Source organism: Gardnerella sp. C0026F2, assembly GCF_056590715.1.
Window position 1 is genome coordinate 461,104 of sequence record NZ_JBWPWR010000001.1, and the last position, 12,267, is coordinate 473,370.

Genomic DNA, 12,267 nt, shown 5'->3' on the forward strand with positions numbered 1-12,267 from the left:
AAGTCCACTTCCTCTACAATCTAATTGATATATTCATTTGTTTCTATTGACATGATTTTGCGCTCAATATTCAAGCAAATTTGCAAGAACATTATTTAGCGCAAGAAACTGTCTGCCGGGCATAAACAGTATCCGGTTGCCAAGACGTGGCATCCGCGGTTTCCTGTTCGCCAGTAATAATATTTTTTACTTCATCGTGAGATGACTCTGATTCAGTGCTATCAGCAGGGAACCACACATAAGGAATGCCGAGCTTGTCAGCATATTTTATTTGCTTACCAAGCTTTGCTGCGCTAGGAGAAACATCTGCTGCAATGCCTCGATCTCGTAAAGTTTTAGCAATAGCATTGCATGCAGGACGATCTTCTTCATTCCACACTGCAACAAGTACTGCAGCAGGAGAAACTCGAGAAACAGTAGCTCCTGCAGTGTGAAGCATATAAGAAAGCAGTCGAGACATGCCGATTGAAAGTCCTACGCCTGGATACTTCTTCTTGCCTTGTGAAACTAAATTATCGTAACGACCGCCAGAGCAAATTGAACCAAGAGATTCTGCGTTGTCAAGGAAAGTTTCGTAAACAGAACCAGTATAGTAGTCAAGTCCACGAGCAATTTTCAAATCAGCAACAACAGCGCCTGGGCGAATACGTGCTGCTTCGTCTACAATCATCGCAAGAGTTTCAACACCTTGAGAAGCTAAAACGTAAGACTCGTTATCATCACTTCGAGAAATATTATGCTTATCGCATAATCCGTCGAAACGAGACTTCAACTCATCTCCTGTTTCGGCAGTAAGTTCAGCTAATTCTAAACATGCTGCAGCTTGAGAAGCCGTAGCGCCGCATTCTTTTACCAAAAGCTTAGATACTTCTTCAGCGCCAATTTTGTCTAGCTTATCGATTTCTCGAAGAACTCCCTCGATATCGCTTAATCCAATACCGCGATAAAAACCTTCAGAAAGCTTTCGATTGTTAGCATGAACAGTTGCCTTAGGAAGACCGAACTTACGTAAACGCTCAAGAGCTTCAACCATAACAAGTGGAAGTTCAACTTCGTAGTGTGAAGGTAATTCGCCATTTCCTACGACATCGATATCAGCTTGTACAAACTCACGGAAACGACCTTCTTGTGGACGCTCCCCTCGCCAAACTTTTTGCATTTGCCAGCGCTTAAATGGGAACGTTAAATCACCAGTATGCTCAACGACGTAACGGCTGAGCGGAACTGTTAAATCGAAATGTAAACCAATGCGTTCTTCTACAGGAGTGTCGGATTCGTGACCAACTTCTTGTAAACGCGATAATAAATAAATTTCTTTACTGGTTTCGCCTTTTTTTAATAAGCTTGAACCCTGTTCTACTGCACGCGTTTCAATTCCAATAAAACCGTTGAGTTCAAACACTTCTCTTAGTGTGTCAATTACTTGCTGTTCAACAGCGCGTTCACTAGGAAGCCATTCAGGGAAACCCGATATTGATGAGCCTTGTACCATGTCCACTATAATAGGTGGTGTTGCGGAAAAATCATGGCTTACCGTCATACTTATTCGTAACAATGTTACCGTGCATCTGCTGTAAGGAGTCGTCCCGTGACCGAACAGACTAAACCTGAAGAAACTACTAAAACTACTACCGCGCCAAAGCCAGTTGCTCCATCTCCAGCAAGCTTCGCGCATAAGACTCGTGTTGTTGCTCAAGCACCAACCATTTCTTATAGTGAAGAGGATATTAAAGCCGCAAAAACCTTTGGTCGTGTTGATGAAAATGGCACTGTTTACGTTACTGAAAACGGTGCTGAGCGTGAGGTTGGTCAATACTCCACTGGCACTCCTGAAGAAGCGTTGACTTTCTATATTCATCGTTATCTTGATTTGAAGATTAAGCTTGATCTTTTTGCTAAGCGCTTAGAAGCTTCCAATGTAAAAGCAAAAGAAATTGACGAAACGCTTAATACTTTGAAAGCTGAATTGGAAAATCCTGCTGCCGTAGGTGATATTGCTGCTTTACGTGCGCGACACGCCGAATTGACTGCAAAAGGTAATGAAAAGAAGGAAGCAATCGCTAAAGCTCGAAAAGAAGCTCTGGAAAAAGCTTTGAAAGAGCGTACAAATATTGTAGAACGTGCAGAATCTTTAGTAGCGCAAATGAATGAATCTACTAACTGGCGTGAATTAAACGATAAGCTACGTGCTTTATTCGACGAATGGCAGGAACATCAGCGTACTACTATTCACTTGAATAAGTCTGATGCCGATGCTTTGTGGCAGCGTTTTTCAAAGGCTCGTTCTGCGTTCTCTCAGGCTCGCAATTCTTGGGTTAAAGAACGTGAGCACGTGCGTAATAATGCTAAGCAGCTTAAGGAAGCTATTATTGCAGAAGCTGAAAGCTTAAAAGATTCAAAAGATTGGCGTGAAACTTCTATGAAGTTCAATGCTTTAATGGATCGTTGGAAGAAAGCTGGCAATGCTGGTCGCCAGCACGATGATGCTCTGTGGGCTAAGTTCCGCGAAGCTGCTGATGCTTTCTATCATGCTCGTCAAAATGACCGTGAAAAGGTTAATGCTGGAGAACACGAAAATCTTGCTAAGAAGGAAGCTTTGCTCGTAAAAGCAGAGGCTTTGTTGCCTGTAGAAAATGAAGAAGCTGCTAAGAAAGCTCGTAAGGCTTTGTCTCAGATTCAGGAAGAATGGGATGCTATTGGTTTCGTTCCTCGTGAAGATATGCGTCGTATTGAGTCTCGCTTAAACGACGTTGATAAAAAGATTAAGGCTGTTGAAGACGCTGCTTGGCGTGAGGCTGATCCTGAAGCTAACGCTCGTAAGTCCAGTTTTGCTTTACAGTTGGAAGCACAACTAGAAGAGCTTAACGCTGCTATTGCTAAGGAAACCGATAATAAGCGTAAAGCTAAGTTGGAAGCTGAAAAGGCTACTAAAGAGCAGTGGTTGAACGCTGTTAAATAATTAGTTTTATAACTAACTAAAAGTATGGGGTCGCTTGATTTTAAGCAACCCCATACTTATTTTTCGGCTGTATTTTAAGCTTTATTTGCTTTAAGAGTTTTTTATTAAAGATTTAGCTAAATGAATAAAAGTATTAGCTAAATTAGAATCTGCCAATTTTCCATCTTCGGTTAAAACAGCAGGTCGCCCTGCTTCACCAGTTTCTCTAAGCGCAGGATCTAAAGGAAGTTGAGCTAAAAGAGGCACATTAGTGTCAAGAGCGTTACAAAGCTGTTCGCTTACTCTCTTTCCTCCTCCTGAACCAAATAATTCTAAGCGCTCGCCGTTATTATCAAACCAGCTCATGTTCTCAACAACTCCGCGAACTTTTACAGGAATTTGCAAAGCCATAAGACCTGACCTAACTGCTACATCTGATGCGCTAGGCTGTGGAGTTGTTACTACAACAAGCTCTACGTTTGGTAAGGATTGCGCTACAGCTAATGCCATATCTCCTGTGCCTGGAGCTAAATCAAGAAGTAAAACATCAGGGTTGCCCCACCAAACATCTGAAAGAAACTGTTCTAAAGAACGTTGTAATCGTGGTCCTCTCCACAAAATAGCACGATCAGTTCCAGCAAACATTCCAATAGAAATAAGCTTTACTCCCCAAGCAACTACAGGCATAAGCATTCCGTTTAAATTTGTTGGTTGAGAATTAACTCCAAACATTCGCGGTAAAGAAAAGCCGTAAATATCGGCATCAATAGCTGCAGTATCGTAACCTAATGCTGCAAAAGTTGCAGCTAAATTAGCAGTTATAGAGGATTTTCCAACTCCGCCTTTCCCAGAAGCTATAGCAAAAATTCTCGTGCGAGTGCCAGCTTTATTAAATGGATTTTCTTTGCGTTCAGCTTTTAAATCTGCAACCAACTTTTCTAATTTAGTTTTACTCATTGCAGTAGCGTTAACGTGCGGTATGAGTATTGCTTGAGGATATTTAGATATAGCTTCTTGAACTCGTCCTGTAATTACTTCTGCAAGAGGGCAATTTGGCACAGTAAGTTCAAGATTTATCTCTACATCATAAGCAAACTTTGTTGCATCAATGGTTTCAGCTTTTTTTATCACATGCACTCCGGTTACCATATTTAATTCGGTAACAGAGCGACCTAATTCTGGATCAATAACGCTACCCAGCAAATCGTAAACTTGTTTTTCGAGTTCACTTGTATTCATGCGTTATGATTCCTCAGCAATGAGATTTGGAACAGTATTATTTGCAATTTGTAGTGTTTCTTCTAAGTTCCCAGTTTTTAAAAGAGTATTAAACTGTTGTTCGTTAAGCATAGGAATGCCAAGTTCTTGCGCTTTAGTTGCCTTGGATCCTGCATTTTCGCCTAGAATAACGCAATATGTGTTCTTGCTTACTGATCCTGATGCTTTGCCTCCTCTTGAGACTATAGCTTCTTTTGCGCTGTCTCTTGTAAATCCTTGCAAAGATCCTGTAACAACTATTGTTTTACCTACTAATGTTTGAGCGAAAGATGATGCTTCAACTTTCCCTACTACACCTGCTTCTTGCCACGATTTTAATACTTCAAATTGCCAATTAGCAGGGTCATTAGCTTGTTGGAACCAGTTGTATACTGCTTGCGCAATTTCAGGACCAACTCCATCAATTTGTGTAAGTTCTTCAATAGATGCTTTGGAAATATTATCTAAAGATCCAAAATTTGCCGCTATAAGACGTGCAGTTGGTGGACCTAGTCTACGAATAGATAAAGCAACCAAAACTCGCCACAGTGCTGCATTCTTGCCTTTTTGAGCTATTTCTTCAAGCATACTACGAGTAGTTTCAGAAGGTCTTGTATACCATGGCACATTTATTGTTTCTTTATCGTTTCCGCTAGTTTTAGCATTTCTAGTAATGCGCTTATTTTTCCAAAGTACTACTTTAGCGTCAATTGGAACTTGGAATTTAGGATATTGAGTATCCCATTGTTCGTTTGGTGAAGTAGTTTTTTCGGAAGTTTCTGCCGCTTCGTAATTTGTAGATAACTTTGCTTCGATTGTGCGAGTCCAAAATGCTCTAACTTGGTGCCAAAGACCAGATCCGCCTATTTTGCGTGTATGCTTTTTAAAGCTACCGTCTTTACTAACTTCTTTCCACTCTTCAACAAGAGGAATTTCTTTCCAAACCATTACATTTTGCAAATCGTCGGCAGTAATACTAAATAATCCAGCTTCATTTCTAAGTACTGGATTTTGTGGTTCAGGTAGCGTTAAATCTGGTGACGGTATATATGGTTGTTGAGTTGCGCCTCGCTGAATTATAATTTTATCCATATCTGGGCAGTAAACTTCTGCAGTTGTAGGTCTGCAATCCTCAGGATTTGTAAGAGCTAGCGCAGCGTTATCGCCCAAATTTTCAATATCAAAAGCTTGTCTGGAAGCCAAGTGAATTATTCGTTCTGTAAGTTGAGCTGGGCAGTTTTCTACATTTGGGCAACGAATGTCTTTATCTCCCTCTTTTGCAGGAGCTAGCTTAGTTCCACAAGATGGGCAGTATTCTGGCATAACAAACTTTCTAAGTTCATTTTCTCGCCCTTCCCTAGCTTTCAGTACCGGTCCGACTAATTCCGGAATAACATCCCCAGCTTTACGTACTACTACAGTATCGCCAATTAGCACACCTTTATGTTCAACTTCGTAAGCATTATGAAGAGTTGTGCGAGAAATTGTCGATCCTGCTACAGTAACAGGTTCAAGAACAGCTACAGGAGTTACTCTTCCAGTTCTTCCAACCTGGACAATAATATCCTTCAAATAAGTATTAACTTCTTCAGGAGGATACTTGTACGCAATAGCCCATCGTGGAGCTCTAGAAGTAGCTCCTAGTTGATGCTGTAATGCTCTGTCATCAACTTTTACAACTATGCCGTCTAAAGCGTGCAAAATATTTGCTCTATGCTCTCCGTAATAGTCAATCATTTCTTCTATTTCAGAAAAATTTGTGACTTTTCTTGTGTACGGAGAAACAGGTATTCCCCACTGTTGATAGAACTTATATGCGTCAGACTGATTAAATTTTGTTTCACTATTGTTATGGCTTGTATTTTCTTTCCAACGAAGCTCACCTAGTCCGTGTGCAAAAAAGCTTAATCGACGCGTAGCTGTAATTCGTGGATCTTTTTGGCGCAAAGAGCCAGCTGCAGCGTTACGAGGGTTTGCAAAAGCAACTCGTCCAGCATTTTCTTGTTCATCATTTAATTTTCTGAAGTCTTCCCATTTCATAAAAACTTCGCCACGAATTTCCACGAACTCAGGAATATCGTCAGGATTGTCAGAATGAAGCTGTGTTGGTATTGCTTCAATCGTTCTTACGTTTAATGTAATATCTTCGCCAGTTACGCCATCGCCTCTAGTAAGACCTTGTTCAAGAGTACCGTTGCGATAAATAAGATTTAAAGCAAGACCATCAATTTTTACTTCGCAAGTCATAGGAAGAGGTTTAGACTCATCCCATTGTAAATCGCGAATTACGCTGTTATACCAATCGTGTAATTCTTCAATTGAAAATACGTCATCCAAACTCATCATTCGAGACGGATGCTTTACAGAAGTAAAATCGTTAGAAAAAGTTCCACCTACGCGATGTGTTGGGGATTGAGGAGTATCTAAAGTTGGGAAGGCAGCTTCTAAAGCACTTAGCGCTCGCATTCTTGCATCATATGCTGCGTCTGAACTAGTCGGAGAATCTTCTACGTAATAAGCAATTTGATCAGATTGTGCCCAAGCTGCCAATTTTGCCCAAAGTTTCGCAGCTTGCTCTATAGTAAGCGTCGCTGGCTGCAAGTTTCCAAGAGCCAACGCATCAGTGTCTGTTGGTTGAAGTTGAGCAATCCATGTATCTGTTTTTTGCGTATTTTCATGAGTCTCATTTTGCTCGTCAAAATCGTCAAAAAGAGTCCATTGTACGTTTTTTGACTCGATATCATCGTGAGCCATACTCATGAAACCCCCTTCAAATCAGCTGTTGCTTTATATAGATTATGTCACTTACCAGTTACGCATTTAATGAACGTAAGAACTGTGATTGTACTGCACCTTCACAATCGTCATTCAGCGACATTCGAATATGCGCTACACACAAAGTTCTTGCAATTACAAACATTCCATCGTCAACAGTTAGCTTTGCAGCTTTTCCAATAATATGATTTGCTTCAATATTAGGCCAGACAGGAATATCGTCACTCATAAAGCAATGTCTAACATCATCCATACTAGTAGGAGCTTTATAACACTGCGAGCGCATTCGTGATAATAACTCTTCTAGTTCCATTTGTAGCGGTTCTATTCTTCCTGGAGCTAAATAGTCTGCCATTCGGTAAGCGCTTGCTGCCAGAGTGAACTTGTCTTGCATCCAAGCTGCATAAGCTAATCTATAGTATGCGAATGCTGCGTCGTCTTTGTCTAATGCTACTCGAAGTGCGTTTAGACATGCTGCTACTGTTGACGTCCAATCTTCTTGTTGCGATAACGCTGCTGCAAGTCGCAAATGCGATAATGCGTATGTTGGAGCGTATGAAACCATTGTGTTTAAATGTTTTAACGCCGCATCATATTGATGTAGTTGTGAGAGCAAATCTGCTAATTCCATGTGGGCGTAGAATAATCCGTCTGGAATAAGTAGTGTTTGCTCGTCTGGTGTTGCGAATAAGCGGTTGTACACTACTCGTTCTGCATATGAATTAAAGTAACGTGGCACAGCATTATCTATTGCGAACATGGTGTCAAATTTTGCAATATTGTTCTCATAAGATTCTAATGCTTGTTTAATGTCGCCCTCTATGAGTTGTTCTTGGGCGTGTATGCGCATATCTCTTATATTTTGAGATGCTTTGAAATGAAGTTCCGGTATTGTAGTTTCGTCAATAAGTGAACGAGTTACTATATCTGCTTGGTTGTTAAGCTCTGGGTCGCCAATTTGTTCGATGATATTCATTGCTTCACGAGCTTTTTCAGCTGTTGTTAGCAATGGTTGTGAAGCAATATGATGAAAATCGGCGACTGCTTGCTGTAGCAAGTCTTCTCGTTGTATAGAAAGACCTTTAGCATGTTCTGTTCCGAGTATTTCTTCTTGTTCTTCGTTAAATAGTGTGTCTGAAAATTCTGGCTCTTCCTGTGCACCGTTAGGCGAGAAGCAAGTGTCATGCAAATCGAATGATGGTTCTACAGTGTTAAGCTTGCAATTTTCGTTTAAGCTTATACGCGCGTTAGATTTTTTGTAGAATTCTATAGGATTTTGTAATCCGTGCGAGCGAATATGTTTTACGAAATTGTCACGTTCGAAAGTGACGGTTATTAAAGTCCGCACTTCTGGCGGTTCGCTAAATGCTGCTAAAGGATTTGTGTTATTTGCGTTGTTTTCATTGTTTCCGACTTCCATCGCGCTTGTTAAATCATCACTATGCTCATCTACTAATGATTGCGCAGCTTCTACAACATCAGCAAACGGTAGGTGTTGCAAATCTTGCAACTTAGAAGGGTCGCCATGAATGTCTCCATCTTTTGGCTCACCTTTTTCGTGCGTACTATTGTTATCAATTCTATTTAGTGCTCTTAGCGTACGATTTAGTAGATTGCTAATAGCGCTATCTTGTGCAGCAACCATTTCTTCTAAACCTATAGAGTCAAGTCTAATAGAAACTTGCTGTATTTTATCGCTAATACCAAAAGCGAGAGTTGCAAGCATAATTCCAATTCTCAAATTGTAATTTACTGAAATATTGGACTTTTCGCTATCGCTATACTCATGCCACTTATTTTTATTAGTATCGTAGATACTTCTTGGCATTAGTGATGATCCTGTTGCTGTAAAAGCTAATGCAACTTTCCCATCTCCTAAATTAGAGCGAAAATCTGCATCAAAACGGAACGGTAAATACAGGCTACGAATAAGTTCAGCTAAAGATTGGCGATACAACCACTCTCCTGCTTCAGTCTGTTTTAAATACGATGCAGACTGTTGGCACTTGCGAGCTTTGCGCCATAAATGCATTAATGGGCGAATGCAGTCATCTTGCGTAGGATCTCCGAAACTTTGCATTCCTAAATCTTCGCTAGCAATAAAAGCTGGATCTTCAATAAATGAGTTATCGATAGCACAAATGCGCTCGCAAGTAATATTATCTTCTAAACTTTTACCACCTTGCGATGCGTTTGCTTGAATGCATTGATAAATTGCTTGTAGTCTGTTTAATGCACCTTCAATGCGCAACACTTTCAAAGCTGCAGAAGGCTCTAATGAATCATCCCAAATCAAGTAATGTGCTGAAGTTTTCTGTGCAGGTTGTAAGTGTAATCTTTCCGCTGCATGAACTGCTTCTAGACTGTGAGTTTGCTCTAATGCTCCAACGTCGCGCATGACGCGTTCGTAGTATTCTTCCAAACCGGAAACTCTAAAACCTTCTTTGCGCGCAGTTTTAATATCGGAAACGCTTCTTCTTATTGCGCCAAGAGGAGCTTCTGTATGCAAGCGGTGTAATACGTGAAAATATCCAAAACCAACTAATGATTGGTGTAAATCTGGCACAAAAAAAGTCGCAAAAAATACTGTAGCAATAGCGTCTTCATATGAAAGATTGCATCTAAAATCGTCACTCAACGATAAGCGTGTGCCTTCGATAGTATATTTTTTATGCTTTCCATTGTTTAAGCAAATCCATGAAGCAACTTGATGCAAGCCATCATCTAAAGAAACTTGCATAACAACATCGCCATAGACAAAAGGCTTATCGTTAATGTTTTGTTTTGCGTATGAGCTTGAAGTATTCTTATTTACTTTCTTTTTTCGTAAATTTTTAAATACGTTTTGTAGTTGTTTTGTAAAGTTATGTGATGCTTGTATTTGCTTAGATCCATAGAATCTAGTTTTGTTATATAGATTAAAAGACCCTTGCTCAATAAATGACAACTGTGGTATGCGCTCAATTGCTTCTACAGGAGTTACTTTATCTCCTGTGTAAACTCTCCCATCTTTGTCTGCAATTGCAAGTTGACGAAAATGTTTTCCATCATCTTTGCATAAACCTAGCGCAATTCCAAATAGTTTCCCAGGGATTTTAAACCAAGCTAGTTGGGTATTTGCTGGAAGTCCTGGAAAATCACGAAAAATACGGTGCTTAGAAAAAGTAGGAATGGAAGTAATTTCGCCTTGTTGCCATAAGGAATCAATAGCGTCTGACATGATTGACATACGATCTTCTTTAGAGTGTGTCTGCTCGGTAGATTGCACGTCTTCAGCCATAATCCCCATTCTTTCAAGTCGTTGACATAATGCAAGTTGCGTTCGTAAGCATTCAGCATTTAATCTTATGTGCTGACTGCACTCGTCACATCATAGTTCAGTATATAAGTAGTATATAGGAAACGCATGTTCGATGTGTGAATGTTGCAGAATTGTGGATATTTTATTTTCAAATGGAGCGGACAACGGGACTCGAACCCGCGGTCTCAACCTTGGCAAGGTTGCGCTTTACCAACTAAGCTATGTCCGCAAACAAGTGAATACCTTATATCATTTTCATAAAAAGTGCAAATTAGGTATGTCGCAAGCCTTACAAGTACTGGCTGCACTTGTAAGGCTTACTTGTTTCAGATTTTTAGTGTTTTAAGTTGAATACTTATTTTATTTGTTTGCTTACTTGCTTTCGTCATCGCGCTTTGGAGAAGATGGTGTTGCACCCTTTTCAAGCACTCGACCAGGGCCTGCAAGATAAGCTGCGCGACCTGCTTCAATACCAAGCTTGAAAGCTTTAGCCATAAGCACAATATCGTTTGCAGTAGCAACTCCAGTATTTGCCATTACAGCTGCAGCACCCATTTCCATTGCTTCAGCAGCCTGGCTTGGAACGCCAATGCCAGCATCGACAATAACAGGAAGATCGATTTCGTCGATAATAAGCTGAATAAACTTCTTAGTTTCAAGACCCTTGTTAGAGCCAATCAAAGAGCCGAGAGGCATAATTGCAGCAGCGCCAGCGTCGCGCATTGCCTTAGCAAAGTACAAATCTGGATACATGTAAGGAAGAACAGTAAAGCCTTCGTCAGCCAAAATCTTTGTTGCTTGCAAAGTAGCTTCATTGTTTGGCAACAAATACTTGCGATCAGGAATAATCTCAAGCTTGATGAAGTTACCGCAACCCATTTCGCGAGCAATATGAGCAGTGTTAACTGCTTCCTCTACAGTTACGCATCCGCTAGTATTAGGCAAAATGGTAACGCCTTCTGGAATATGCTTTAAAATTCCTGCAGCTTTCTCACTATAGCGAATTGCTACAGTAATCATTTCAGCTTTAGCGCTATTTACTGCGGCATCAATAAGCTCCTCAGAATACTTTCCAGAACCCAAAATGTATCGAGAAGTAAACTTCTTACCACCTAATTCTAAATAATCTTCATTCTCCATAATTTCCTCCATTTTTTATCCATTTCAACGCTTCTAACGCTTCTAAACTTGCGATAATCGAAACATAAGGCAAATACAAGCCTTCTTCAGGAGAAGACTTAAAATCACCTACTAAGCACACGTTTGAAAGATGCTTAATTTTGACGTTCCTAATATCTCCAAGTCCAGATAAGCCAGAAGCAGTAATAACATATTTGTTAGGATGATTCATGAAATAGTCAAGAACCATTGCTTTTGATTCGCGATTGTCGAATGCTTCAATAAACAAGTCGGAGCGCTCAGCAATCTCATCTAACGATTCCGGCGTAACTTTTTGCACGAAAGCTTCTACTTCAACGTACGGCAAAGTTTCATTAAGTCGCGCTTTAGTAGCATGTACTTTATGTTGTCCAATTTCGTTAATCGTATAATTTTGACGGTTTAAATTCGAATACTCGATACTGTCAAAATCGTAAATGTACAACTTTTTTACGCCGGCTCGCGCAAGCATTAACGCAATATTTGATCCCAAACCGCCGCAGCCAAGTATTGAAACTGATTGTTGAGCAAACAAATCATTATCTTCCTTTAGCTGACGTTTAAGAACTTTTGCGCGAATATCGTCACTTTCCATTCATCCTCCTCCCATAATGCTAAATACTTCAATTTTTGCGTTATCTTTAACTATGAAAGTTTCAAAATCTTTGCGTTTTACTAATTCACCATCAACTTCTATTGCAACAAAAGTACTGTCGTAGCCTTCGCGCTTAAGTAGTTCAAGTAAATTCTCGTTCTCAACATAATCCACAGTATCGTGATTAAGTTTCAGCACACTTACCTCCTTTCTGTAGAATATGCTTTAAGTTTTGAATATTAC

Annotated in this window: 8 protein-coding genes and 1 tRNA gene; 1 reads left to right on the forward strand and 8 read right to left on the reverse strand. The window is 40.2% G+C overall.

Going from position 1 to position 12,267, the window contains the following annotated elements:
• Positions 1-91: 91 nt before the first annotated feature.
• Positions 92-1,492: a histidine--tRNA ligase gene (gene hisS / locus AC1EK3_RS01705; RefSeq protein ID WP_480033488.1), complete on the reverse strand. Its 1,401-nt coding sequence runs from the start codon at positions 1,490-1,492 to the stop codon at positions 92-94.
• Between the two features lie 96 nt (positions 1,493-1,588).
• Between hisS and AC1EK3_RS01710 the strand changes: the two genes are divergently transcribed.
• Positions 1,589-2,959, forward strand: a complete 1,371-nt coding sequence (locus tag AC1EK3_RS01710; protein WP_480033450.1) for a DUF349 domain-containing protein — start codon at positions 1,589-1,591, stop codon at positions 2,957-2,959.
• Positions 2,960-3,049: 90 nt separating this feature from the next.
• On the opposite strand, the gene AC1EK3_RS01715 is transcribed toward AC1EK3_RS01710, so the two are convergent.
• The 7 genes from AC1EK3_RS01715 to thiS all read right to left on the reverse strand — a co-directional run bounded on the left by AC1EK3_RS01715 (position 3,050) and on the right by thiS (position 12,222).
• A complete protein-coding gene (locus AC1EK3_RS01715; RefSeq protein WP_119526615.1) occupies positions 3,050-4,177 on the reverse strand; it encodes an Mrp/NBP35 family ATP-binding protein in 1,128 nt (375 codons plus the stop codon).
• A 3-nt stretch (positions 4,178-4,180) separates the two neighbouring features.
• The gene (gene ligA, locus AC1EK3_RS01720; RefSeq protein ID WP_480033449.1) at positions 4,181-6,949 is read right to left on the reverse strand and encodes an NAD-dependent DNA ligase LigA; all 2,769 of its coding nucleotides are present in this window, start codon (positions 6,947-6,949) and stop codon (positions 4,181-4,183) included.
• Between the two features lie 58 nt (positions 6,950-7,007).
• Positions 7,008-10,250, reverse strand: coding sequence for a tetratricopeptide repeat protein (locus AC1EK3_RS01725; RefSeq protein ID WP_480033448.1), 3,243 nt, complete (start codon positions 10,248-10,250; stop codon positions 7,008-7,010).
• Positions 10,251-10,424: 174 nt separating this feature from the next.
• A tRNA-Gly gene (locus AC1EK3_RS01730) sits at positions 10,425-10,500 on the reverse strand.
• Positions 10,501-10,643: 143 nt separating this feature from the next.
• Positions 10,644-11,411 carry a thiazole synthase gene (locus tag AC1EK3_RS01735; protein WP_004108959.1) on the reverse strand — a complete coding sequence of 256 codons (768 nt, stop codon included), beginning with the start codon at positions 11,409-11,411 and terminating at the stop codon, positions 10,644-10,646.
• Positions 11,401-12,024 carry a sulfur carrier protein ThiS adenylyltransferase ThiF gene (gene thiF / locus AC1EK3_RS01740; protein WP_480033447.1) on the reverse strand — a complete coding sequence of 208 codons (624 nt, stop codon included), beginning with the start codon at positions 12,022-12,024 and terminating at the stop codon, positions 11,401-11,403. Before thiF ends, AC1EK3_RS01735 begins: the two co-directional genes overlap by 11 nt.
• Positions 12,025-12,222: a sulfur carrier protein ThiS gene (thiS, locus tag AC1EK3_RS01745; protein ID WP_004106666.1), complete on the reverse strand. Its 198-nt coding sequence runs from the start codon at positions 12,220-12,222 to the stop codon at positions 12,025-12,027. It abuts the gene before it with no gap.
• Positions 12,223-12,267 lie beyond the last annotated feature (45 nt).